24 protein-coding genes are annotated in these 23,294 nt (G+C 47.4%); 16 read left to right on the top strand and 8 right to left on the bottom strand.

The features are described from left to right. Positions 1 to 40: 40 nt before the first annotated feature. Positions 41 to 1,654 (bottom strand): CocE/NonD family hydrolase, encoded by a 1,614-nt coding sequence (locus tag NIES2104_RS02670; protein ID WP_058995494.1) that lies wholly within the window; start codon positions 1,652 to 1,654, stop codon positions 41 to 43. Further along, positions 1,654 to 2,109: a cupin domain-containing protein gene (locus tag NIES2104_RS02665; RefSeq protein ID WP_058995492.1), complete on the bottom strand. Its 456-nt coding sequence runs from the start codon at positions 2,107 to 2,109 to the stop codon at positions 1,654 to 1,656. The genes NIES2104_RS02670 and NIES2104_RS02665 overlap by 1 nt, the downstream gene beginning before the upstream one ends. 202 nt (positions 2,110 to 2,311) lie before the next feature. Between NIES2104_RS02665 and NIES2104_RS02660 the strand changes: the two genes are divergently transcribed. Together NIES2104_RS02660 and NIES2104_RS02655 are read left to right on the top strand one after the other, a co-directional pair. Beyond that, positions 2,312 to 2,524, top strand: coding sequence for a hypothetical protein (locus NIES2104_RS02660; protein WP_082690099.1), 213 nt, complete (start codon positions 2,312 to 2,314; stop codon positions 2,522 to 2,524). Beyond that, positions 2,524 to 2,805 carry a type II toxin-antitoxin system mRNA interferase toxin, RelE/StbE family gene (locus NIES2104_RS02655; protein ID WP_058995488.1) on the top strand — a complete coding sequence of 94 codons (282 nt, stop codon included), beginning with the start codon at positions 2,524 to 2,526 and terminating at the stop codon, positions 2,803 to 2,805. The genes NIES2104_RS02660 and NIES2104_RS02655 overlap by 1 nt, the downstream gene beginning before the upstream one ends. A 35-nt stretch (positions 2,806 to 2,840) precedes the next feature. Here NIES2104_RS02655 and NIES2104_RS02650 read toward each other — a convergent pair whose 3' ends face one another. Next, positions 2,841 to 3,809, bottom strand: a complete 969-nt coding sequence (locus tag NIES2104_RS02650; RefSeq protein WP_059001531.1) for a protochlorophyllide reductase — start codon at positions 3,807 to 3,809, stop codon at positions 2,841 to 2,843. 206 nt (positions 3,810 to 4,015) lie between these two features. On the opposite strand from NIES2104_RS02650, the gene NIES2104_RS02645 reads away from it, so the two are divergent. Continuing rightward, complete coding sequence (locus NIES2104_RS02645; protein WP_058995485.1) at positions 4,016 to 5,896, top strand: sodium:proton antiporter; 1,881 nt, start codon at positions 4,016 to 4,018, stop codon at positions 5,894 to 5,896. On the opposite strand, the gene NIES2104_RS02640 is transcribed toward NIES2104_RS02645, so the two are convergent. Then, positions 5,893 to 7,983, bottom strand: a complete 2,091-nt coding sequence (locus NIES2104_RS02640) for a S8 family serine peptidase (RefSeq protein WP_058995483.1) — start codon at positions 7,981 to 7,983, stop codon at positions 5,893 to 5,895. The two genes, NIES2104_RS02645 and NIES2104_RS02640, sit on opposite strands and share 4 nt — an antisense overlap. Positions 7,984 to 8,238: 255 nt before the next feature. Between NIES2104_RS02640 and NIES2104_RS02635 the strand changes: the two genes are divergently transcribed. The 3 genes from NIES2104_RS02635 (at position 8,239) to NIES2104_RS02625 (ending at position 10,359) form a co-directional block, all read left to right on the top strand. Continuing rightward, a complete protein-coding gene (locus NIES2104_RS02635) occupies positions 8,239 to 8,418 on the top strand; it encodes a hypothetical protein (RefSeq protein ID WP_058995482.1) in 180 nt (59 codons plus the stop codon). After that, positions 8,402 to 9,649 carry a glutathionylspermidine synthase family protein gene (locus NIES2104_RS02630; protein WP_058995480.1) on the top strand — a complete coding sequence of 416 codons (1,248 nt, stop codon included), beginning with the start codon at positions 8,402 to 8,404 and terminating at the stop codon, positions 9,647 to 9,649. The genes NIES2104_RS02635 and NIES2104_RS02630 overlap by 17 nt, the downstream gene beginning before the upstream one ends. 104 nt (positions 9,650 to 9,753) lie before the next feature. Continuing rightward, positions 9,754 to 10,359, top strand: a complete 606-nt coding sequence (locus tag NIES2104_RS02625; protein ID WP_058995478.1) for a hypothetical protein — start codon at positions 9,754 to 9,756, stop codon at positions 10,357 to 10,359. Positions 10,360 to 10,397: 38 nt separating this feature from the next. On the opposite strand, the gene NIES2104_RS02620 is transcribed toward NIES2104_RS02625, so the two are convergent. The 3 genes from NIES2104_RS02620 to NIES2104_RS02610 are packed head-to-tail and all read right to left on the bottom strand — an operon-like array spanning position 10,398 to position 11,939. Next, entirely contained in the window at positions 10,398 to 11,258 is an 861-nt protein-coding gene (locus NIES2104_RS02620) for an alpha/beta fold hydrolase (RefSeq protein ID WP_058995476.1), read from the bottom strand. 59 nt (positions 11,259 to 11,317) lie between these two features. Beyond that, entirely contained in the window at positions 11,318 to 11,671 is a 354-nt protein-coding gene (locus NIES2104_RS02615; protein WP_058995473.1) for a type II toxin-antitoxin system HicB family antitoxin, read from the bottom strand. Then, complete coding sequence (locus tag NIES2104_RS02610) at positions 11,658 to 11,939, bottom strand: type II toxin-antitoxin system HicA family toxin (RefSeq protein ID WP_058995471.1); 282 nt, start codon at positions 11,937 to 11,939, stop codon at positions 11,658 to 11,660. Before NIES2104_RS02610 ends, NIES2104_RS02615 begins: the two co-directional genes overlap by 14 nt. A gap of 96 nt (positions 11,940 to 12,035) precedes the next feature. On the opposite strand from NIES2104_RS02610, the gene NIES2104_RS02605 reads away from it, so the two are divergent. The 4 genes from NIES2104_RS02605 (at position 12,036) to NIES2104_RS02590 (ending at position 15,072) form a co-directional block, all read left to right on the top strand. Then, positions 12,036 to 12,698: a CIA30 family protein gene (locus NIES2104_RS02605; protein WP_058995468.1), complete on the top strand. Its 663-nt coding sequence runs from the start codon at positions 12,036 to 12,038 to the stop codon at positions 12,696 to 12,698. Between the two features lie 9 nt (positions 12,699 to 12,707). Next, positions 12,708 to 13,136 carry a lactoylglutathione lyase gene (gene gloA / locus NIES2104_RS02600; RefSeq protein WP_058995466.1) on the top strand — a complete coding sequence of 143 codons (429 nt, stop codon included), beginning with the start codon at positions 12,708 to 12,710 and terminating at the stop codon, positions 13,134 to 13,136. 64 nt (positions 13,137 to 13,200) lie between these two features. Beyond that, positions 13,201 to 14,664, top strand: coding sequence for an iron uptake porin (locus tag NIES2104_RS02595; protein ID WP_058995464.1), 1,464 nt, complete (start codon positions 13,201 to 13,203; stop codon positions 14,662 to 14,664). Positions 14,665 to 14,754: 90 nt separating this feature from the next. After that, positions 14,755 to 15,072 carry a DUF1825 family protein gene (locus NIES2104_RS02590; protein ID WP_058995462.1) on the top strand — a complete coding sequence of 106 codons (318 nt, stop codon included), beginning with the start codon at positions 14,755 to 14,757 and terminating at the stop codon, positions 15,070 to 15,072. A 333-nt stretch (positions 15,073 to 15,405) separates the two neighbouring features. Here NIES2104_RS02590 and NIES2104_RS02585 read toward each other — a convergent pair whose 3' ends face one another. Beyond that, entirely contained in the window at positions 15,406 to 17,316 is a 1,911-nt protein-coding gene (locus NIES2104_RS02585) for a transglycosylase domain-containing protein (protein WP_058995460.1), read from the bottom strand. Positions 17,317 to 17,579: 263 nt separating this feature from the next. Between NIES2104_RS02585 and tyrS the strand changes: the two genes are divergently transcribed. The 6 genes from tyrS to NIES2104_RS02555 are packed head-to-tail and all read left to right on the top strand — an operon-like array spanning position 17,580 to position 23,272. Continuing rightward, positions 17,580 to 18,788, top strand: a complete 1,209-nt coding sequence (tyrS, locus tag NIES2104_RS02580) for a tyrosine--tRNA ligase (RefSeq protein WP_058995458.1) — start codon at positions 17,580 to 17,582, stop codon at positions 18,786 to 18,788. After that, positions 18,785 to 19,489: an orotidine-5'-phosphate decarboxylase gene (gene pyrF / locus NIES2104_RS02575; RefSeq protein WP_058995455.1), complete on the top strand. Its 705-nt coding sequence runs from the start codon at positions 18,785 to 18,787 to the stop codon at positions 19,487 to 19,489. The genes tyrS and pyrF overlap by 4 nt, the downstream gene beginning before the upstream one ends. Further along, complete coding sequence (locus NIES2104_RS02570) at positions 19,486 to 20,796, top strand: hypothetical protein (RefSeq protein ID WP_225895197.1); 1,311 nt, start codon at positions 19,486 to 19,488, stop codon at positions 20,794 to 20,796. Before pyrF ends, NIES2104_RS02570 begins: the two co-directional genes overlap by 4 nt. 5 nt (positions 20,797 to 20,801) lie before the next feature. Further along, positions 20,802 to 21,476: a tetratricopeptide repeat protein gene (locus NIES2104_RS02565; protein ID WP_058995452.1), complete on the top strand. Its 675-nt coding sequence runs from the start codon at positions 20,802 to 20,804 to the stop codon at positions 21,474 to 21,476. Then, positions 21,476 to 22,603, top strand: a complete 1,128-nt coding sequence (gene eis / locus NIES2104_RS02560; RefSeq protein ID WP_058995449.1) for an enhanced intracellular survival protein Eis — start codon at positions 21,476 to 21,478, stop codon at positions 22,601 to 22,603. The genes NIES2104_RS02565 and eis overlap by 1 nt, the downstream gene beginning before the upstream one ends. Before the next feature lie 36 nt (positions 22,604 to 22,639). Beyond that, positions 22,640 to 23,272, top strand: a complete 633-nt coding sequence (locus NIES2104_RS02555; RefSeq protein ID WP_058995447.1) for a hypothetical protein — start codon at positions 22,640 to 22,642, stop codon at positions 23,270 to 23,272. The last annotated feature ends 22 nt before the right edge of the window (positions 23,273 to 23,294 follow it).

The following is a 23,294-nucleotide window of genomic DNA, read 5'->3' as shown; positions in this document are numbered from 1 at the left end:
TCGGGGCGAGTGAACAACGGAGCGCAAAAAATCATCGAATTCACATCGAGTTAAGAAGCAGCTTAGAAGGATAGCTCTCTCCACTGTGAACGCTAATCGTAATGATTTGAAAGTCGATCGCTCTTGCTGCTCCCGGTTTTTCTCCAGTTCCCGCATTTACTGGATAAGCCGGAAAACAAGCCCCACTTACACTTAATCGAATCGCACTGCCTTTTGGAATGCAAATCGAAACAGGTTGTAGTGGAATTTGATAAGCAGAAAGTTCAGAACGATCGCTCCTCAAATAGCCTTGCGTAAAGTTCATCACACTTCCATTCGGCTTTACTTCAGATAGCAATGCACACAGATCAAAGCTGGGTGAATCTGAACTTGCATAAATCTCAGCAACCATTTCACCCACTAAATGTAAATCAGCTTCTAAAGGCGCAGTCGTGTAGGTCAAAACATCACTACGAGCATCAATATTTGATCGATCGAATGATCCACAAGGATAAGCAACGTGCCCACCCAATGCGGGAACAGGTCGCCAAGGATCATGAACAATCACATCGATCGCGTCTTCGGATAGTTCAGAATTTAGCTGACCTTCTCGATCGTCCATTGATGCCAATCCAGAACTATTCAGATAGAAGATTGATTGTTCAGCTTTAGGAAACTCAGCATACGATCGCCATTGATTGCTTCCCATTTCAAACAATTGCACAGGCGCATCAGAGAGCGGTTGATCTTTGAGCCAATGATCAAACCAGCGAATTTGAGCGCGATCGCAAAAACTCACCGCATCGGCTCCATAATCCACGGCTCCAACTTTTCGACCCCAAGGTAAATGCGCCCAAACGCCAACAATCAAATGAGCTTGCTTTGAGGAGAAATACGATCGCAACGTTCCCCGCATATACGTATCAAACCAGCCCCCGATGTAGAGCATAGGAATCTCGATCGTACTCACATCAACAAAAAGCTTCCGCCAGTAATCCTCAGAGCAATCGAGCCAAGTTTGATAGTACGCATCATAGTGAGCATACTTTTGCATGATCTCTGGACGAGCGGGAATGCGATCGCTCAGTGGCATATTCTTCGCCGCCCTGGACAGTTCCAAAAATGCAGTCTCATCGCCCTTTAATCTCGCTGTTTCTGCCGCAAGTTGAATCGCCCATCCCAGATTCGCAAACAAACAAAACGCACCATTTTCATAAGCCCAATCTTGATACAAATCAGGCGCTAACATGGCGGGGCAAATTGCTTTTAAGGGTTCCGGACGCTTCACTGCTGCATACAGTTGAGTCATTCCCTGATACGAAAAGCCATACATCCCAACCTTGCCATTACTACGAGGCAGATTCGCCGCCCAATTCACCGTCTCGAATCCATCTTCGATTTCGTGTTCAAATAGCTTAAATTCGCCTTCTGAAGTGCCACGTCCTCGAACATCCTGAATCACGACAATGTAGCCTTGAGCCGCGTACCAGATGGGATGAGCGTAGACGACAGTTGATGCGATCGAGCGTCCATACGGCTGCCGCATCAACAACACCGGAAACGATCCCGCTGCATCGGGATAGTACACATCCGCATCTAAGCGAATGCGAACACTTTGTGCAGCGGAGCTATCGCGGGTATACATCGAAACCGTTTGTTGTGGTAAAACCTTCATCAGTAGGACAATTGCGGCACTGGTGAACGTCTCAAAACAGCTAAGTCTTCCTGATCTAATTCAACCGGGGTTCCACTGCGAATCAGTTCAGCAAAATCTTCATTTGGAATCATAATGCACAACGCATACAACCGCTCCGATCCCGTATTGCGAACTTGATGAATTCCAGTTGGTGGCACGAGTAAACTATCGCCTGATTGAATCGCGACTTCTTTACCATCACAAATCGCGATTCCTTCGCCCTTTAGGACAAAGAACATTTCAACGGCTAACTGATGTCGATTCGGTGGTGTTTTTCCTCCGACATCGAAGATTTCAACACACAATGTCAGCGAAAAATTTGCGATCGTCGGATCAAACACGATCGCGAGTCGATTCGTATCCTGTGGACTGATGCGGTAAGCCTGATACTCCGTCGGGGATTTGATCACAGGAATTACACAAGACTCTTCCATCGAACGATCCTCAGTATGAAGGTCATTCGTAATTTATAGTTCGCATTTCGTAAGTTTTGTTTATTTATTACGATTTACGAATGGATAAGATTGGCAACGATCGCAAAAAAAACTTCTGTGATCGCTTTGCAAGCCCCCGCTACCATATAGAAATGTTTGATCGTATCCCTGGCTTATGACAATTTCTTCTCAATCAGAAACAATGAAAACTTCCGAATTTCAAAAGGTGCTTGAGACGGTTGAGGCGTTACCACTTGAGGAACAAGAAATTCTGATCGACATTATTGAGAAACGAATCAGTCAGAAAAAACGGGCAAAACTTGTTCAAGAAGTTCGCGAAGCACAACAAGACTACGCAGAAGGGCGAGTTCAACGCGGCTCTGTAGCGGATTTGATAGCGGAGTTAGAAGACTGATGCAGCTTGTCTGGAGTAGCGGTTTCAGTCGAGAGTTAAAGCGATTACTGCGACAAAATCCACAAATGAACTCGCAAATCGAGCAGACCTTAGAGCAGCTTGCACTCGACCCATTTGATCCCAGTCTGAAAACTCATAAGTTGAAGGGAGATCTAGCAAATTGTTGGTCTTGCTCCGTCAACTACAGCGATCGCATTGTTTTTCAATTTGTTGAAAATTCCGAAACCGTAGAAGAGGAAATCTTGCTGTTAACGGTTGGTTCTCACGATGAGGTTTATTGAAGAGCGATCGCATCATTTCAGCGATCGCTTCACCCCTAAGCCAATCCGACCAGTTTTTCGCTCAATTCCCACATCCGTTTGCCTTTTGCATCATCGCTTCCCTTTTCTGAAAGCTCCTGCACAAAAGATTCGCGTCCTTCTTTCTGACGGTTTCCCCAGCTCCAATGCACACCGGATTGTTTGAATTGCGGATCAGCCACGACTTGAGCAACCCGCTCTCCTGAGAGTTCTTGAGAGACGTAACCCCCTGTGATGTTCTTCTGAAACCAAGGAAAGACTTTCTGAAACAGAGGTGGACTGTTGCGGAATAAAGGCGTATCTGCAACACAACCGGGATACAGCGAGTTAAAGACAATTCCAGTCGATTCGTGGTAGCGACGATGTAATTCTCGCACCGTGATCATGTTGCACAGTTTGCTGTCTTTGTAGGCTTTTCCAGCTTTGAAGGGTTTGCCATCGATCATCGCGATCGGCGCTTTAAATCCCGCCTCAAGTCCTTCTAAGTTACCCAAATCCGCTGGAGCTGGAATCGGAATCTTACCGCCTAATTCTTTCGAGTTCGCCGTTACAGTTCCAAGAATGATCAAGCGGGGAGCAGCGTGTGCGGAATGTTTCAGGTCTTCTAGCATCAGATTGCACAGCAGAAAATGTCCCAAGTGATTCGTAGCAACACTGATTTCATACCCTTCTGGACTGCGCTCTGGCTCTTTGAGGAGCGGCAAATAAACAGCGGCATTACACACCAACGCATCGAGAGATTTTCCGCTTTCTCGAAACTGGGTCACAAAGTTGCGAACGCTATCGAGTGAACCTAAATCGATGTGCATCACCGTGTAGCTGTCCGGTGACATCGAAAGCGATCGAGCAGCTTGCTCTGCTTTTTCTAAATTCCGACAAGCCATCACCACGTGCCATCCTCGACTAGAGAGCGCTTTCGCAGCGTACAAGCCGACTCCAGAGGACGCACCCGTAATCACGACGGTAGGTTTTTGATCTTGGGTCATTTTCTTAAATCTTCGTGAATCGTTGACTGCCTTCATGTTCCCATAACCGCGATCGCACAATTCGCCATGTGCCGTTACAAAATATTGAGCGCTATGACCGATGTTCGTTTAAATTTCGCAATCCAATCTTTCGATCGCGATCCCGTTTAATCGCACAATGAGATCAAGAATTCTTCTATACTTCGCTTGCCCCCTTTTCCGCCCTTATGGATGCCACGCTTGAATTGACGTTGCAGATTGTCGTGACCGTGTTGGCGGGCATCAGTGCACAAGTGGTTGCGGAATGGTTAAAGATTCCCGCGATCGTCTTTCTGTTGCTGTTCGGGGTGATGCTGGGAGCGAGCGGATTGAATTGGCTGCATCCCGATCAGTTGGGTACAGGATTGGAAGTGTTGATCGGGCTGCTAGTTGCTGTGATTTTGTTTGAGGGTGGGTTTAATCTTCAACTGCGGGAATTGGGTCGCGTTTCGGGCAGTTTGCGGAATTTGGTGACGATCGGGGTGTTGATTACGATCGTGGGGGGCGGAATTGCGGCGCATCAATTGAGTGAGTTTCCTTGGTCGATCGCGTTTCTGTATGCGTCGTTGGTGGTGGTGACGGGTCCGGTGGTGATTAATTCACTATTGCGCCATGTGAAAGTCGATCGACAGGTAGCAACATTACTCGAAGGTGAAGGAGTGCTGATTGATCCGATCGGGGCAATTCTCGCGGTGGTCGTGCTGAATGTGGTTTTGAATGGGCAATCGAATCCATTGGAGATTGCGATCGATCTAATTTTTCGATTAGGAATTGGGGCGGGAATTGGGGCGATCGGGGCGGGATTGATGGGAGCGTTGTTGAGACGATCTGCATTCTTATCAGATGATCTCAAAACGCTGGTGGTATTGGCTGGGTTGTGGGGATTGTTTGGGTTAGCGCAGACGATTCGCAGTGAAGCGGGATTGATGGCGACAGTGGTGGCGGGCATTGTGTTAAGAGCTTTCGCGCTACCGGAAGAACGATTGTTAAAGCGCTTCAAAGGACAATTAACCACGTTAGCGGTTTCGGTACTGTTTATCTTACTATCAGCAGATCTATCAATTCCTGGATTGTTTGCGCTGGGTTGGGGTGGATTGTTTACAGTATTCGCATTGATGTTAGTTGTGCGTCCGATTAATGTGTTTCTCTGTACTTGGAAAAGTGATCTCAATTGGCGGCAAAAAATCTTTCTCAGTTGGGTTGCGCCACGTGGAATTATTGCGGCTTCAGTAGCATCCATTTTTGCGATTCTGTTAACGCAACGAGGAATTAACGGCGGTGATTCGATTAAGGCACTCGTATTTTTGACGATTATATTGACGGTTGTATTGCAATCAGTCAGCGCACAAGGAATCGCAAATTTATTAAAAATCACCGCAGAAGATACAACCGGAGCCGTGATTGTGGGCTGTAGTCCGTTGAGTTTGGTCATTGCTCGACTGTTTCGCGATCGCGGAGAATCTGTTGCGCTAATCGACACTGAGCCTGATTCTTATCCAACTGATGAAAATCTCCGAGTCTTTATCAGTAGCGCATTAGACACAGAAGTTTTAGAAGAAGCGGGACTGGCATCGGTCGGGACATTTCTCGCGATGACGAACAATGGAGACGTGAATTTAGTTTTGGCGCAAAGAGCGATCGAGGAATTTTCCCCGCCCCGTGTTCTTTCTGTTTTCCCTTCAGATTCTGCCGCTTCAATCAAGATTCAGCCTGCATTCACACCGCAATTTAATCTCAAAACGTGGAATCAATTCTTAGCAGATAACGCCGTTAAGCTCGGTGAAACTGAATTTCAAGCGGAAAATTTCGAGGCGCAGCAAGCCCGATTGAGAACGATGATCGAATCTGAAACGCTGCTTCCTCTGTTGTTAGAACGCGATCAAAATTTGCAAGTTTGTCCAGCGGATTTGAACTGGGAAGTAGGCGATCGATTAATCTACTTACTACATGATCCAAAACCGAAGCTCTTAAAGGTTCTGGGTGGCTCGAATCAAACAAAATTAACACTGGAAAAACTCCCTGAAATCGAAGAAGTTCCAGCGCTTGAAGTGAATCCTGAAGTAGTTTAGATCCCGATCGCTAATTTCCAGCCGTTAATAATCCCCGTATCATTCGCGATCGCGTCTACAACTCTCAACTGCCAGCGCCCTTGTGTCGATTGTCCCAGCATTCTGCTTAAGGTCGGTGTCGTCTGTAAAGAATACGATCGATTCAAAACGGTTTGCCGTCCTAATATCCGACCTTGCAGTAAAGTCACTCGTCCCGAAGGTGAGATTAAGCTCACTTCAATATCACCGAGAAAATTGTGAGTGATATTCACAGAGACTTGAATATCTTTAACGGTTCCAAAATCGTTGATTTGAATATCGCTGACAATGCCGGATGAATTGCCATCAGGAATCATCAGCATATTGTTGTTTTCATTGGAAATCGATCGCGCAACTGTTAGCGGAACTCTTCGAGAACTTGCCGCTTGAGTTGCTTTTGCAGCGTTCACTTTCCCATATCCAAACCAATCCGATCGACCATTCGCATCATACGTTCCCTTGCGAAGTCCGAACTGTGGATCGGGATCGGAATCAATGATTTTATCTGCGGTTTGCTGTAAGATTTGCCGAACTTCTTGAGCAGTTAAATCGGGATTCGCAGAAAGAATTAAGGCAGCAACGCCCGCTGCTAAAGGGCAAGCGCTTGAGGTGCCACCAAATCCGTAGGTAAAATCACCCGACTCATAGCCCTCGTTGCCACGTCGATCGGCTGTCACAATTCCTAATCCTCTGATCGGCGATCGCACTTCTGGCGGAGTCGCGACATATCCAATTCCAGGTAATCCCATTCCTGGAGGTGCATTGTTACTTGGTGCACAGACTGAAACTTCCCCACCCCAATTACTGTAAGCGGCTTTCTTGTTCAAACTGGTAGAAGCTGAAACGGTGATCACGTCTGGATGAACCGTGAAACCGCCGAGCCAGTTGGTATTTCCGCTGATTGCATTATTTCTCCAGCCCGATTCGTTGATGGTTCCATTCGTTGGACGGTTCGCGTTCCCTGCTGCAAATAAAATTACACAGCCTTTTCCGTCTCGTCCTTGAGTCGCAGCGCGAGTAATCGCGGCACGTTGACGTAATGAAAGCGGGTAATAGACGGCACTCGGACCCCAACTGCAAGAAATCACAGCGGCACCTCGATCGACTGCCCAGCCAAACAAATCTTCGATCGTTTGATCATCCAAAAATCCCGTTGTCCGAATCGGCATCAATGCACAGCCTGGTGCAACTCCCACCACACCAAATCCGTTTTCTTCCGCCACCGCAACACCCGCACAGGAAGTTCCATGATCTTCACCTGCATTGTCCGGATCAGGATCGAAATCTCTGCCTTTGAAATCTCTGGGTGCAACGATTTTGCCCATTCCTTGAAAGTCGGGATGATTCAGATCAACGGCATCATCCATGACCGCAACCACGATCGATCGATTTCCTCTGGTAATGTCCCAAGCTTGTTCAGCAAACACATGAGAGCCAGACACTAAATCCTGTCCGCCTGTGTGATTGAGATGCCATTGTTTCGGATAAATCGGGTCTTTCGGGCGATAGTATCCTTCTTGGCGAACAATGATATTGGGTTCAGCGGTGAGAATCTCCGATCGCGTAATCAATCGATTCGTGATCTTCAGCGGATTTTCGGTTGAATTGGCGGTGAGTTGAAAGACGAATGTATTGGGAATTTCGGGGATTTGTTTGACTTGTTCGAGGGCGAATTCTTGAGCGATCGCACCGATCACGTCTGGCTTCACATTTGGATCGAACTGAATCGTGATTTGATTTGTAACATAAAGTTTTGAGGCAGGATTATCTTTGATCTGATAAACGTGACTCGCATAGTTCACCGTGTCATCGGCTCGGACTTGATTCAAAACTTGATCTTTTTGATTCGGATCAACAATGAATTCTGTCAGTTGAGGAGGAGCCGCACCGGGATTAATTTGTACCGGGGCTTTGTTGACGATATCCCACGCATCTTGTTTAGAAACTGCGTTCACGGCGAAGCGATCGTCTAATTTTTCCACGATCAATTCTTCGCCGCCGCGCTGGAGAATTCGACCGCGATTCTCATCGGGAATACTGGCATTTCCTGGTTCTGCGGGGTTCATCATGGTAGTCGCTCCAACCGTGTCTTCACTCGATATCAATCAGAATCTGCCCAGTTTCGGATTGTGCTTCATCGTTGTTTACATCCAATGTGCGGGAACCTTGAGATCGCGTTGTATCTCTTTACATGTGTGCCCGTCAGAAATGGACGGAAATTATGAAATCGAATCGCTTACAAGTACTCTTTACCCTGGCAGTGTCCACCATGATACTCTTGCCGCTCTCAGGGTGTACGTCTTCTTCGACGGAATGCCCTCCAGATGCTCAAGGGCGCGTTCCTCAGAATTGCTCATCAGGCGGAAGTTCTGGGGGGTCGTACTATCGATCGGGCGGCTCCTCTGGAAGTTCAAACCGTACTGGCGTTACGAATCGATCGTCAGGTCGCAGTGGTTTTGGTAGCTTTGGGGGAGGACGTGCGGGAGGATGAGCAAGGTATTTGAAAGTGCAGAGCGCGATCGCTTTTTCCGTCAAATCCAACTGCCTTGGTACAATCTGGCGCTGGTGAATGCGGTTTCACCTGTACCAAGTCCTTATGCGCTTTATCATTGTCATCCCGTGACGGAACAGCAAATTTTAGAAATGGAGCGATCGGCGGAACGAGTCGGCGCAGTGCTGTTATATCTTTGGTCAGTCATTCGCAACTTTGACGCAGAAACGTTGCTCGAATATGGCTTTCCAGAAGAAACGATTCGAGTGGTGAAATTCGATGGATTAGCACCGTTTGGGATGCGATTAGATTGGTGCTGGAACGAAAAAACAGGTGTCCATAAAGTCATCGAAGCGAATGTTCAGACACCGAGTTTTTGGTTTGAATGTATTGAAGGAAATGCCAAAGTTGCAGAACATTTTGGAATGAAGCCGCCTCAAGTGGGGCTGAAATCGATGCTTAGTTTATCGATGTCGCAACAACTCCAACGGGCAGCCGATTGGATTAGAAAACCGATCGAGCAATGCAACATCAGATTAACCACACTGAATAATACCGAAGATTTGGGAACGATGCGCTGGCTCAATCAATTCGTCAGTCAAGAGCGGTGCGCGTTCGGAATTGAAGAACTCCGCATCAAAGATCATCAATTTCTATTTCATCAAGACACCCCGATCGACATTCTCTTCATGTGGTATCCGGTGGAATGGGCAATTCACGATCGAGATTCTAACGGGGTCAAACTTTGGGATGCGTTAGAAGAATTGATCTTGAAACGAAGAATTGCGATCGTCAATTTCGCCTCTGCTTTCTCTCTTCAACCCAAAAGTATTTTTGCATTAATTAGCGATTTAGGTTTAGATTTCTTCCCACCTGATCTGGCTGAAACCGTTTACGAATTCTTTCCGAAAACGGCTCAGACTTCCGATGAACTGGGCGATACTTATTTTGCAAAACCTGTTTTAGGGCGACAGGGAGAAGGCTGCTTCTCGATGGTCAACGGTGAAATTGGGGTTCAAAGTGCGAATCAAGACCCTTGGTATACCGAGCAGGATTATGTTTATCAAGAATTGCTGGAATTTCCAACGGTTGAAATTGAACATCGATCGATGACTGCACTGTGGAGTACTTGGTTATTCAATGGTGGAACTCGATTCGCTCCAAGTGGAATTGGGCTGCGAGTTTCTGAAGGCAAAATCACCGATGATGATTCCTACTGGTGTCCGATCGGGATTTCCAATTAAATGCTAGGGAACAAAAAGGAATCACCTGACTTCACCAGAAAATGGATCTCACAATGATAAGATCCAAAAGTTCCAAGTAGTCCTACTAGCATTCTGCAAAATTCATGGCTCATCTGAGAACGATTCAACCCCTTTCCATCGCTGGCATTCTTTCGCTCTCAATGCTTGCAGGTGTGATGCTCAAGACCCCGTCCGTTCAGGCACAAACGCCCGGTTCTGGCAGTGGTCAAGCGCGTCCGATTAGCCCCGATGATCCAAATGTAGTGCGTCCAACACCAGCTCAGGGTGGCGGTTTATTAAGTTTGCAGGGTGGGCAACGGCTGATGAACGAAGCCGATCAAGCCGTCAAAGCACAGAATCTACCGCTGGCGATGAAAAAGCTTCAAGAAGCCCGTCAGGTCTACAATCAGCTATCGAATTTCTATCAAGAGCTAGCGGCAAGTTTCTCTGGAGTGGATACCCGTGTGGCAGATAGTCAGCGACAAAAAGCGCTGGAAACTGCACAACTCCGAGATCAAGCCACCTACCGTTTGGCACTCGTTCATCGGGCGATGAATCAATCGGAGTTAGCAGTGCCGCTATTGGTGCAAATCATCCGAAGCCAACAACCGACCCGCGATTTAGGCAAGCAAGCGTATCAACAATTACTCGAGATGGGCTTTGTCGATGTTGCTTATCCTCGGACGGCAGATCAACCGACCAATCGCTAAATAGAGCGCGATCGATCAAATCATGATCGATCGCCATTTCAATTTCTTAGCCATTGAAGCAGCAATCGAGCGACGATCGCAGGCTGTTCTAAATGCACTAAAACGCCCGATTCCGGCACAATATGAAACTCTCGAATCGCATCTGGATTAGTTGCTGCGATTTCCCGTCCGAGTTGCACATCAGTAAATTGTGCTTGAGCGCCCCAGACGATCGAAGTCGGTGTCTTCAACTGCGGCAAATATGGGGCTAAATCAAAGTACAAATCACCGCGCAAAAATGACAGCGCTGCATAATCTGCATTCGGTTTTCGAGCCGATTCAAGATAAGCATTGATCATTTCGGGAGTAACACGATCGCGATTTGCAAACAGAAAATTTTCCAAAAAATTCCGTACCGCCAAATCATTTGTTGCCCCGATCGTATAAATAATTCGATCCAAAATTGGCGTATTGATAATGTCGAGCGGAATTCGTCGTCCTGCATTTTGTCCAAAATCATCAAAGCCAGAAGGACAAATCAGAAACAGCGATCGGACTAATTCAGGATGCTGCACCGCCAATCGAATCGCAAACGCTCCAGTCAACGATGCGGCAACTAAAGTCACGGGCTGATCAGAGATCTTTTTGAGAAATTCAGCGATCGACATCACATAATCATCAGGTTTGTAATCGCGGGCAGGATGACTCGAATCTCCCCAACCGATTAGATCTGCTGCGACGATCGGATCAAACACCGGATAGACTTTCGACCATTCATAGGCTGAAGATCCACCGCCAAAACTGTGAAGGAACACGATCGGTGTTTCGTCGGTCGTTTGGGTCTGAGTGTAATACGCGATCGTGCCTAAGCTGGTTTGCGTGAATTTTTGCCCGAAACCTGGGGGATGAAATCTGAGCATAATGTGCGATCGCCAAAATCGTCCCTTTCATTACAGCAAATTCCATCGAAACAGAAGAATTAACTTTTGGTAGAGCCTTCACGCAATATCTCTTCTGCGGCACGACCCAACACCTCATCCATCCACGCATTAATGCTTTTGCCTGATTTTTGTGCCGCAATATAAACCTGTCGATGCCGCTCCGGTGTTGTTCTGAATGGCAGCTTTCCAGAAAAGGGCTTATTGGGTTCTTCTCCCCGCTCTTGGCAAAATTCTAAATAATCATTGATCGAATCCTGGAAAGCTTGTACCGCTTCTTCTACAGTCTTGCCCTTAAAAGTAATCACATCCCGAATATCCAGAACGTGACCGAAGAGAATCTCAGCATCAGTATCAACTTCAATTTGTCCTCTGTAGCCTTTATAGGTCAGCATTATCTTCTCCTTCGATGATTCCAGCATTTTCAAGAAACTCTCGAACGGACTTAACCGCCCCTTTGTCAGTTTCTTTTTCAGGGTGCGGCTCATGAAACACTGCTTTTTCACCATTTAGATGAACTCGAACCCGTGAACCTCGTCCTTGAGTTACATCTGCACCAAGCGCCTTGAACAAGCTCACGATATCACTCCAGAGAATGTCAGCACGAGTCGGTGTCTCGAAAACTGCTTGTAAAGTCCTCGCTTGTTTTCGATTCAGCTTCATTCTATCTCCGATGTGATATCGCCTAATGATATCGTTTTTGCAGGTCTGCGATCGTAGTTTCTAGAATGAAGACAGTCCCCTAACTTGGAGAACGCTATGAGTGAACAACGATCGCAGTGGGATTTGGGTCGATTCGTGCAAACATTAGAGTACTTTGAAGCGATTCCTATCGTTAGTTGGCTGCAAAACATGTTCCAACCTCGCCCCAATCCGCAACCGTTTTATCACGATCGAGTTCTTTTCGATTTCAGCAATCCACAAATTGATATCCAAAACACTTGGGGTGCACTGGATGATGTCGTAATGGGCGGCGTGAGTGATAGCAGCGTTCGATTAGAAAATGGAGCCGCAGTCTTTTCGGGAAATGTCTCGACTGCAAATTCTGGCGGATTCGCCTCGATTCGGACTCGTAATTTTGAACCTGCACTGAATCTCTCGACTTTTACAGGCGTTGAACTTCGACTAAAAGGAGATGGTAATCGCTATAAGTTTTTAATTCGGGATGGCGATGGTTGGGATAGTGTGGGCTATTCTCATTCGTTTGATACCGTTGCAAATGAATGGATCACCGTACAAGTTCCATTTGCTCAACTGATTCCAGTGTTTCGAGCGAAAACCGTATCGAACGCGAAACTCTCTCCAGAGCGCATTCGATCGTTTCAACTGATGCTGAGTAAATTTGAATATGATGGCGGATTGAATCCGAGGTTTAGTCCGGGATCATTTCGTTTGGAAATTTCGTCGATCGCTGCTTATTAGGAGAATTAAATGCGGTTATTACACACGATGCTTCGAGTCGGAAATCTAGATGAGTCGCTGAAATTCTACTGCGACACGTTAGGCATGAAGCTGTTACGCAAAAAAGACTATCCCGGCGGAGAATTTACTCTAGCATTTGTGGGCTATGGAGCCGAATCTGATACAGCAGTGCTTGAATTGACTTACAACTGGGGTCAAGAGAAATACGATTTAGGGGATGCTTACGGACATATTGCGATCGGAGTTGATGACATTTACGCGACTTGTGACGCGATCGCACAACGCGGCGGAAAAGTCACCCGCCAACCGGGACCGATGAAACATGGCTCGACCGTGATCGCATTTGTCGAAGATCCGAATGGTTACAAAGTAGAACTGATTCAACTCGGTACACAAGGCTCTGAATCTGAGAAAAAAGCCGCGACCGCAAACGCTTGATTTGAGACAACTCCTCGCAGGCTGTTATAACTGATTGAGTTTGGCAGCCCGCGAGGAGTGACGTGTGAGACAGATCAAAGGATTCTTTATCGGTTTGAGTGCGATCGCAATCGCAGCCACTCCGGTCTGGTCACAAGAAGTCGAACCGATGAATCAAGTGACTTCGGTGTCAGAACTCTCTGATGTGCGTCCAAGCGATTGGGCATTTCAAGCGGTACAGTCGCTCGTCGAACGCTACGGAGTTCTAACAGGCTATCCAGACCGCACCTTTCGCGGGAATCGTCCTTTAACGCGAAACGAATTTGCAGCCACGATCGCAACTGTGATCGGCAGAATCGAAGAGCAATTACTCGCAGGTAATACAAGCACACCGATCGCTGAAGATGTGCAAACGATTCGACGGTTGATCAATGCGTACGGTGGAGCATTATCACAACTGCGATCGCGAGTCGATAACATTGGAAACCGCATTGCTACTCAGGAAAGCCAGCAGTTCTCAACCACGACAAAGCTCAACGGTCAGGTTTATTACGTTGTCACGAATGGCACAAATGCAGACTCTACCGTGATTTCGCGGGTTCGGCTAAATCTGCTAACAAGCTTTCAAGGAGAGGATCGTTTAGTCACGCAAATTGAAGCGGGAAATAATGGCGCGGACGCGATCGCGAATGCTCACAACGATCGTCAAAATTTACTCGGAACGACCGGAATTCTAGCGGACGGGGGCGGACTTGATCCAGTGGGGGCAACTCGCGATTTGAACATTCGCAAGCTCTATTATGCGTTTCGTCCGGCTGAGAATTTAGAAATTGCAGTCGGATCGAATTTACCACCGAGTGATTTTATCGATCGTAATTCGTTCGCCAATCAGTCTGGAGATAATTTCGGCTCTAGCTTTTTCGCAAACAATCCGCTGATCGTCCAAAACGAGATTGATCGATTCGGAGGAGCCGGAGCCGCGATCGCTTGGTCACTCGATCGTAATCTGACCTTGAGAGCTTTGTATGCGGCGGCGGATGCTTCCAATGTGGGACTGTTTCGCGATCGCTATCAAGCCAGTGTGGAAGCTGAGTATGATGTTCCAGATATGCCGATTAAAGTCCAAGTGCAATATACGAATGCTGAAATTAATGGCACTCAGATTAATGCAGCAGGAGTTAGTGCAGAATGGGCAATTCAACGACGATTTGGCGTATTCGGAATATTTGGACGCTTGGGAATCGGCAACTATCAGGGATTTAATACCCTCTTGCAGCAAGACCTTGATCTGAATCCGAAAACTTGGGCGTTAGGAGTGACATTTCAGAATTTTCTCATTCCTGGATCAAGGGCAGGAGTCGCTGTTGGGCAACCGTTTATCACAAGACGATTGGGTAGTGAAACACAGACGAATTTTGAAGCATTTTTTGGATTGTTGCTCAACGATCGCTTAAATGTCAGTCCTTCAGTGACGATCGTGACGAATCCGAATAATCGGGCAAGTCCGACGATCGTTGAATGGTCGCTACGAGTTCTGTACGGCTTCTAAACAGGTAGTGGAAACACTACTTACCGACGGGAAAGCCGTGGAATATGATGAATTCAGGATAAGTCATTGTTCACATCCTTGCTCAGACCAATGGGATTTTTTGACTCAGAGATTGTTCAAGAAGAAGCGAAAAAACTGTTTCAGGATTATCAATCGCTGATTCAGTTGGGCAGCAGTTATGGAAAGTTCGATCGTGAAGGCAAGCTCATGTACATCGAACAGATGGAAGCCATCATGGATCGCTATAAGGTGTTTATGAAGCGGTTTGAGCTTTCTGAGGATTTTTCGGCTCAGATGATGGTCGAGCAGCTTAAAACTCAGTTGGGACAGGCGGGAATGACTCCTCAACAGATGTTCGATCAAATGACTCAAACGCTGGCGCGAATGAAATCACAGATTGATAAATAAGCGGTTGAAAATGATTGATAAAGCAAAACTCCGAGTCTCTGAACCCGGAGTTTCTTGCTGATTAGGACGTGTTTCAAAGCCTTCTCACTGCGTTGTTTACCCGCCCCGGAATAGAATTCGGGGCTAATGGTGCGAAGTCCGCTGAAGGGGACTAGAAGACAACTGGAGTGTCTTCAGTCTGCTTCAACTACTATACAAACTGCTGTCGTGAAAGTCGATCGCCTAAAAACTAAGCGAAGACTCTTCAGTCCGTTTCAACGGACTTCGCACTGTTAGCCCCGAATTTCATTCCGGGGCGAGGCTGAACCGAAGCGAGTCGCTCTAAAACATCCTCTAAGGTCGATCGAAATCCGAAGGCGGACGGAAGCGCTCGACTGGCATATCCTGCACTACTTGTGACATATAATCGCGCCAAATCGGAGCCACAAATGTTCCACCCGTTGCGCCATGTCCCAGCGGTGTATAGTCATCGTTTCCAACCCAAACCGCTGTCGAAAGTTGAGGCACATAGCCCACAAACCAAATATCGCGCTCTGAAGACGTGGTTCCCGTTTTTCCGGCTGCGGGGCGACCAATCTGAGCCGCTGTTGCCGTTCCGCGAGTGATTACCCCTTGTAATGTATCGTTGAGTGCCGCAGATGCCCAAGAATCGAGCACTAATCTCGGTTTCGGCGTGTTGTCTAAAATGACATTGCCGCTACTATCGGTGACTTGAGCGATCAAAGTCGTATCCGAATACCAGCCATTATTTGCAAAGGCAGCGTACGCGGATGCCATTTCCAACGGAGTCAGGTCAACCGAACCGAGCGGCAGCGAAATCACCGGATCGATCGGGCTTTTGATCCCAATACTACGACAGATTTCTACGACTTTATTTAAGCCGATTTCTTGTCCGAGTTTGATCGCTGGAATGTTGCGCGATTGCTCTAATGCGCGTCTGAGTGTCATCGCCCCGCCAAAAGATCGATCGTAGTTCTGCGGGTAATACATGTCATAGCCATCGGGGTAGCCGACCGGAGCATCAAGAATCGTCGAATCGGGTGCATATCGACCAGACGCAAACGCCGCATAGTACACAAACGGCTTGAAGGCTGATCCGGGCTGTCTCATGGCTTGTGTCGCTCGGTTAAACTGGCTCTTTTTCGCGTCCACACCGCCAACCATTGCTTTGACAAATTGGGTACGAGGATCGACGGACACGATCGACATTTGATCCGCATAAACTCCTTGAGCATTCAGCGTCCCAAGCCAGCGACGAGCGGTATCTTCAGCGATCCGCTGCATTTTTGAATCGATCGTGGTTTGAATCCGCATTCCGCCTTTAAGCACTGCATCGCGACCGAATTTTTGCGTCAGTTCTTTCACCACCGCATCACTGACATACGGCATTTGACTAGTTTGGAATGAGGTGATTTTTCCAAGTTTGATCGGTTGTTTCCGCGCTGCCGCTTCTTCTTGAGCGGTAATCCATCCTAGTTCACGCATCCGGTTTAGGACATCAGCTTGACGTGCTCTTGCTGCCTTCATATCGACAAACGGACTGAGCACTTCTGGAGATTGAATCAAGCCTGCCATCATCGCAGATTCAGCCAAACTCAAATTTGCTGCATCTTTGTTGAAATAGCTTCGTGCTGCGGTTTGTGCACCGTAGTTGTTGTGTCCCCAGTAAATCTGGTTGAGGTACATTTCCAAGATTTCGTCTTTCTTGAAAATTTGCTCGACGCGCAACGAGAGAACGGCTTCGGCAATTTTTCGACTGATGGCGCGTTCCGGCGACAAGAAGAGGTTTTTCACCAACTGCATCGTCAGCGTCGAACCCCCTTCCACGGTTCGTCCGGTCGTAAAGTTGGCAACGGTTGCCCGTGCGATCGCGCCTCCATTCACGCCCTGGTGTGAATAAAAATAGCTATCCTCGATCGCAATTACCGCCCGTTTGAGATGAGGAGAAATATTATTGAGCGGGACGACTTCGCGATTGGCTTCACCGTGAATACTGGCGAGCTTTTTGCCTTTCATGTCGTAGATGTGCGTGGTTTCGCTCGGTTTGTAGCCTCGAAGCGATCGCACATCGGGCAAATTCCGAAAACTAATGGCAAGACCCACCAAACCACCTGCGACCACGGAACTCGACAGCATTGTAATCGCAAGGAGCGTTCCACCTGTGACTTTGCCCACGGACTGGATAAACTCCAGAGTGGTTTCGGGTTGTCTCTGCTGCTTTTGTCTAAGGGTATTCGACGACACGGCAAACTCTCTTTTAGCTAAGAACGTAGGGCGTTTAAACAACTAGATTCAAAAATTTGGGGAACCGTTCCGCAAAAACTTGAATCAGTGGGGCATTTCCGGGATCAGGTGAAGCAACTCTAGTAGGATAATTGAGACTTGGAAAAATGGAGCAAAGTTTCGATGAAGCTCAGACAGTCAACGTTTATAGTAATGTGGCTAAGATCCGGTTAGTACAAGCCGCCCATCATTTAGACCATTGATTTTTCTCAAAAGTATAAAGTATGTCTCACTCTCTTGACTGGTTGTTTCGGGGCACGACGGAGATTTTCCCAGACCAACCGGATTCAGACCAACCGACGGAAAATTTACGGGTTCGCTTGGAACAGAGCGACAAGCCGCTGCGAATTAAATTTGGCATTGATCCAACGGGAACGGATATTCATCTGGGTCATAGTACGATCTACCGGAAGTTGCGACAGTTTCAGGATGCTGGACATACAGCAGTGCTTTTGATTGGTGATTTTACCGCGAGAATTGGCGATCCGACTGGAAAATCAGAAGTCCGTAAGCAGTTGACCGAAGAGGAAGTCAAGGCGAATGCGGCAACGTACTTAAGACAGTTGCGTCCGATTTTGGATTTTGAGACTCCTGGACGGTTGGAAGTGCGCTACAACTCGGAATGGCTCTCGAAGCTGGATTTGCCCAAGATTTTAGAATTGTTGGCGACGATGACCGTGGGACAAATGCTGGCAAAAGAAGGATTTGCGGAGCGGTATAAGAAGGAAAATCCGATTTATCTACACGAATTTTTGTACCCGTTGATGCAGGGGTACGATTCGGTGGCGCTTGAAGCCGATGTCGAATTGGGTGGAACGGATCAGAAGTTCAATTTGGCGGTTGGACGCGATTTACAGCGGCATTTTGGACAGACTCCGCAATTTGGGTTATTGATGCCGATTTTGCCGGGATTAGACGGTGTGCAGAAAATGTCGAAATCGCTCGGTAACTATGTCGGATTGTCTGAAGATCCGCTGAGTATGTACTCGAAATTAGAGAAAGTGCCGGATAGCACGATCGCACAATATTTTGAGCTTTTAACCGATCTTCCACTCGATCAGTTGCCGGACAGTCCCCGCGATCGCCAAAAACTTCTCGCGATCGATGTCGTCTCTCAATATCACGGCAAGGAACGCGCTCTTGAAGCTCAGAATGCCGCTCTTAGTCTCGTTCAAGGGGCGGGATCTCAGAGCGATTCGGTTCCAGAATTTTCGCTGTCCGGGGTGCAGTTTCCAGCGAAATTGTTCTATCTTGTAGCGGCGGCAGGATTGTGTAAATCGAGTTCTGAAGCGCGGCGACAGATTCAAGGGGGAGCGGTCAAACTAGAGGGCGAAAAAATGAGCAACATGGATTTACTCTTTGAATCGCCGGAAACGTTGACTGGAAAAGTTCTTCAGCTTGGGAAAAGTAAATTTGTCCGGTTTGTGCCATGAACGATCGCATTATTGTCCCTCTAGATGTGTCGTCGGAAGAAGCTGCGATCGCGCTTATCGATCGACTTCCTCAAGTCACCTTCTGGAAAGTCGGTTTAGAACTTTTCGTCAGCAGCGGATCAAACATTCTGAAAGTTCTAAAAGAGCGGCAGAAGCGGATTTTTCTCGATTTGAAATTTCACGATATTCCCAATACGGTTGCGGGAGCTTGTGGAGCAGCGGCGCGATTTGGAGTCGATTTGATCACAATTCATGCGACTGCGGGTAAAACGGCATTAGAACAAGCGCAGAACGCCATCGTATCTAATACGCCTGAAGGAGCTACGCCGTCTCGATTGATCGCGATTACGGTGTTGACGAGTTTGTCTGCTCGATCGCTGGCGTTTGAGTTGAAGATTCCGTTAGAACTGCCGGAATATGCGCTGGAAATGGCGTTATTGGCAAAAGAAAGCGGGTTATCGGGTGCAGTTTGTTCGCCGCATGAAGTCGCCCAATTGCGTGAAGTTTGCGGCGATGAATTCGTTTTGGTGTGTCCGGGTGTGCGTCCGAGTTGGGCGGCGGCGGGAGATCAACAGCGGATTATGACCCCGAAACAGGCAATTGGGGCGGGCGCATCGTATCTGGTGATTGGGCGACCGATTACGGCGGCGGATGATCCGGTAGCGGCGTTCGATCGTATTTGTGAAGAATTAGCAGTGTGAAATCTCTCAAGACTCATATGAACCGTAAGCATCTTCTCATCGCAAGCTTCTCTCTGCTTCTCAGTGGTCTTCTTGGCACTTCTGCTGCGAGTAGTCCGATTCCTTTAGCAACTGCCGAAGCGCGAATTCGTCAACGCCAAGATCAACTTCGTCTGATTTCTCCCGCTGCTTACGATCTCACTCGATACCCGATCGCGGATCAGAACGAACGCCACTGGCGACAACTTTTATGGGCAACCGCTGTCATCGAACCCCAAGATGCCTACGTGCGAACCGCGATCGCTCAAATTCTCACGCTCACTCCACAAAAACTCACGCCCGCTCAATCTCGCACCGTGGAGATGGCACTCCAAATCGCGACACAACTCTATCTGAGCAATCCGACACCAGATTTGCAGCAGCCATTCATTCAAACGATCGCTCAAAGTTCAAATTCTCGCTGGGTCGCGATGTCGCTGTCTGCTCTATCAAAAGGTGGCGCAACTGTGATTCAACAGCAACAGTGGATCGACCAAATTGCACAACGCTTTCCGAAATGGTCTGAGAATGTCAGTCTCTACACCACGATTAAAGAACTCACAACAGCAGCGCAAACGCCACCGATTAGAGACTTATTAACCTGGACGATCGTACCGAATCAACAACAGCTTTACGTCTTTTGTCAGCGCGATCGTTCTGAACTCTGCACCGCTTTTCTGCGCGATCGTACCGGGCGATTTGTAAAAAATAATGGGCAACCCTGGTCGATGCCATTATTAACGCGATCGCTGCATAATCTCTCTTGGAATTTCTCACGCGGCTACACGCCTCAAGGAATTTATCGCATCGAGGGAACCATTCCCCAACCAGACACAGACTACTTTCGAGCTTATGGATTTTATTCCTTAGTACAACTCTTTGCACCGCTAGAACCTGGAGTAAAAGAATTCATCCCCGGACGCAGAGGAACACTGACCGGAAAGCTCGATGGTTATAAAACATTACTACCTCCAAGTTGGCGGGAATATTTCCCGATTCAGGCGAGCTATTGGGCAGGATTGTTTGGGCGGAGTGAATTTAGAATTCATGGCAGCGGAGAAGATCCGAAGTTCTTCACCAACAATCAACGCTATCCCCAGAGTGAAGGGTGGAATCCTGCGATCGGCTGTCTTTCTGCGCTCGAACTCTATGACAGCACCGGACGAGTCCAATTCGCGCAGATGCCCGATTTATTAAGTCGGCTCGGAGCGAAACCGACCGGATATCTAATCGTTGTAGAATCAGCCAACACGCCCGACGCGATCGCGGCTCAAATCAATGCCCTTTAATCTCTATGCGTCTTTTTAATGTTCTATTCGCGCTTGCATTGATCGTTAGTACAGCGAAATCTACACTCGCTCAATCTGCCGCAGACTATCGCCAGCAGGGAATTCAGTATCGTGCTCAAGATCAATTTCCGCAAGCGATCGGTGCGTTTCAAAAAGCCGTCAAGCTCGATGAAAAAAACCTTTCCGGTCGCCTTGGACTCGGTTGGACTTTGCACTTAGCAAACCGTCGCCAAGAAGCGATCGGTGTTCTGCAAGGCACGATTCCCTACAATCCGTTCAACATTGAAACCTTTAATGCACTGGGAATCGCTTACTTAGTCAATGGAGATTTGATCAATGCGGTTGCGGCACATACTTGGTCAACGATGCTCGATCGAAACAATGAAATTCCGTTCTTCAACTTGAGCTTGGCGTATGAACGATTAGCCATGTATGACTGGGCGGTTGAATCTGGGAAACGGGCAGCAGAACTAGAGCCGAACAATCCGCATCCTTGGATTGCACTCGCGATCGCGTATCAGGGACAAGGCGATCGAGTTTCTGCAAAACAAATTTTTCAGCAAGCGATCAATGTTGATCCGAGATATGGCGATCGCGCTTCATTAAACTATCTTTCTAAAGCAGCGTTTAGCCCCGAACAAATCAAAACGGCTCAGCAACTCCTCGTCACAATTCAATAATGTTTACTTACCACAAACCTCAGCATCCAGAAGAGCTAAAACAACTCGGAAACATTCTTGTTCAATGTTTTAATGCTCCGGGTGAACCTGTATTTCTTAATCGTATTGGCATTGAAAACACTCGGATTTTGAAAAGCGAAGGTCAAGTCGCGGGCGGATTAGGATTGTTGTCGTTGGGGCAATGGTACAACGGCGTTAACATTCCGATGGTCGGTATCGCGGGTGTTGGAATTGCACCGGAATATCGGGGGAAAGGGAGCGCGATCGCACTAATGAAATCCGTTCTCGAAGAACTCTACACCCAAGAAGTACCGATTTCTGTTCTATTTTCTGCGGCTCAGCCATTGTACCGAAAAGCAGGCTACGAGCAAGCTGGAGCGCTCTGTAGTTGGGAAGTTTCAACTGATACCATTCAAAGTCAGAAACACACATTAGAAGTGCGATCGCTAGATTTAGATTCAGATCTATTTGAGCAACTATACAAGCAGCAAGCGCCGAATAATCATGGATTTCTCGATCGCAATTCAGCCATCTGGGAAGCGATCAAACAATCAAATCCACGAACTTATGCGTATCAGTTCGGCGATGAAGGCTACATCATTTTTCATCAGGAGCAAGACAGCATTATTGTCAGAGACTGGGTGTTACAAACTGCGGCAGCGGTGAGACAGTTCTGGACATTCTTGGCAAATCATCGATCGCAAGTCGAGCGCATCGAATGGAAAAGCTCACCCGTTGATGCACTGAGCTTATGTTTACCGGATCAAACCGCAAAACTGAAATGGCTTCGATGCTGGTTACTGCGAATTGTTCACCTGCAACACGCACTCCAACATCGAAACTATCCAAATATCAATGCTGAACTTCACTTAGACATTCAAGATTCAATCCTGCCAAACAATCAAGGCAAGTTCATTCTGACGGTCGAAAACGGGCGCGGCATCGTGACATCAGGCGGACGCGGAGAACTACAGCTTGAAATCCGATCGCTGTCTCCACTCTACACAGGTCTTTTCACCGTCGAACAATTAGCACAAATATCACTCCTCACAGGAACACCCGAAGCGATTCAAACAGCGGCGCGAATCTTTGCCAGTTCTAATCCCTGGATGCCTGATTTCTTTTAGCGATCGTATACTAAAGTAATTCATTCAAAGCACACAATGGTCAACGTTCTAGCAATTTCGGAAAGCATTACTACGTTCCGCCAAGTTGAAGAGAAATTGGGACTGACCTTGAGCGCAAATCCAGCATTTTTCACAGAATGGCTCAACGATTTGCCGCCATTGAGCGAGGCAGTTCAGACAAGATTAGAGCAAATTCGGCAGAACTATTTGTATCAAATATCAGACGGGATTTTGTTAGAAGAAACAATCAAAATGGTTGTGCTCTCGCCTTTATTAGAACTTGCTGGATTCTATCAAGCTCCCTACAAATTTAGAGCAGAAGTTTCTGTTCGGATTGAAGCGCTCGGAGACAATGATGAAATTCTAACCGGACGGATTGATGCTTTAGTTTTACAAAACAGATTGTGGGTGGTTTTAATTGAATCGAAAAAGACAACATTTGATTTGGAATTGGTGCTACCTCAAACGCTGGCTTATATGGCAGGCGCTCCGGTTCGAGAAAAACCACTTTATGGAATGGTGATGAACGGCATCAGTTATCTGTTTGTGAAAGTTCAAGACCAACAGTACGGAATCTCAGATTTATTTGCAACACGATCGCAATATCGCAACAATTTATCTGAAGTTCTGAGAGTTTTAGAGCATTTAGGACAGTTGACCCTAGATTGATATCGACTCGTGCAATGGTAGG

Source organism: Leptolyngbya sp. NIES-2104, assembly GCF_001485215.1.
Classification (GTDB): Bacteria; Cyanobacteriota; Cyanobacteriia; order Leptolyngbyales; family Leptolyngbyaceae; genus Leptolyngbya.
This window is presented reverse-complemented; position numbering and strand designations above follow the sequence as displayed.

Coding starts and splice junctions, on each gene's coding strand:
- NIES2104_RS02670 (WP_058995494.1), bottom strand. CDS start 1,654: ATGAAGGTTTTACCACAACAAACGGTTTCGATGTATACCCGCGATAGC.
- NIES2104_RS02665 (WP_058995492.1), bottom strand. CDS start 2,109: ATGGAAGAGTCTTGTGTAATTCCTGTGATCAAATCCCCGACGGAGTAT.
- NIES2104_RS02660 (WP_082690099.1), top strand. CDS start 2,312: ATGAAAACTTCCGAATTTCAAAAGGTGCTTGAGACGGTTGAGGCGTTA.
- NIES2104_RS02655 (WP_058995488.1), top strand. CDS start 2,524: ATGCAGCTTGTCTGGAGTAGCGGTTTCAGTCGAGAGTTAAAGCGATTA.
- NIES2104_RS02650 (WP_059001531.1), bottom strand. CDS start 3,809: ATGACCCAAGATCAAAAACCTACCGTCGTGATTACGGGTGCGTCCTCT.
- NIES2104_RS02645 (WP_058995485.1), top strand. CDS start 4,016: ATGGATGCCACGCTTGAATTGACGTTGCAGATTGTCGTGACCGTGTTG.
- NIES2104_RS02640 (WP_058995483.1), bottom strand. CDS start 7,983: ATGATGAACCCCGCAGAACCAGGAAATGCCAGTATTCCCGATGAGAAT.
- NIES2104_RS02635 (WP_058995482.1), top strand. CDS start 8,239: ATGCTCAAGGGCGCGTTCCTCAGAATTGCTCATCAGGCGGAAGTTCTG.
- NIES2104_RS02630 (WP_058995480.1), top strand. CDS start 8,402: ATGAGCAAGGTATTTGAAAGTGCAGAGCGCGATCGCTTTTTCCGTCAA.
- NIES2104_RS02625 (WP_058995478.1), top strand. CDS start 9,754: ATGGCTCATCTGAGAACGATTCAACCCCTTTCCATCGCTGGCATTCTT.
- NIES2104_RS02620 (WP_058995476.1), bottom strand. CDS start 11,258: ATGCTCAGATTTCATCCCCCAGGTTTCGGGCAAAAATTCACGCAAACC.
- NIES2104_RS02615 (WP_058995473.1), bottom strand. CDS start 11,671: ATGCTGACCTATAAAGGCTACAGAGGACAAATTGAAGTTGATACTGAT.
- NIES2104_RS02610 (WP_058995471.1), bottom strand. CDS start 11,939: ATGAAGCTGAATCGAAAACAAGCGAGGACTTTACAAGCAGTTTTCGAG.
- NIES2104_RS02605 (WP_058995468.1), top strand. CDS start 12,036: ATGAGTGAACAACGATCGCAGTGGGATTTGGGTCGATTCGTGCAAACA.
- gloA (WP_058995466.1), top strand. CDS start 12,708: ATGCGGTTATTACACACGATGCTTCGAGTCGGAAATCTAGATGAGTCG.
- NIES2104_RS02590 (WP_058995462.1), top strand. CDS start 14,755: ATGGGATTTTTTGACTCAGAGATTGTTCAAGAAGAAGCGAAAAAACTG.
- tyrS (WP_058995458.1), top strand. CDS start 17,580: ATGTCTCACTCTCTTGACTGGTTGTTTCGGGGCACGACGGAGATTTTC.
- pyrF (WP_058995455.1), top strand. CDS start 18,785: ATGAACGATCGCATTATTGTCCCTCTAGATGTGTCGTCGGAAGAAGCT.
- NIES2104_RS02565 (WP_058995452.1), top strand. CDS start 20,802: ATGCGTCTTTTTAATGTTCTATTCGCGCTTGCATTGATCGTTAGTACA.
- eis (WP_058995449.1), top strand. CDS start 21,476: ATGTTTACTTACCACAAACCTCAGCATCCAGAAGAGCTAAAACAACTC.
- NIES2104_RS02555 (WP_058995447.1), top strand. CDS start 22,640: ATGGTCAACGTTCTAGCAATTTCGGAAAGCATTACTACGTTCCGCCAA.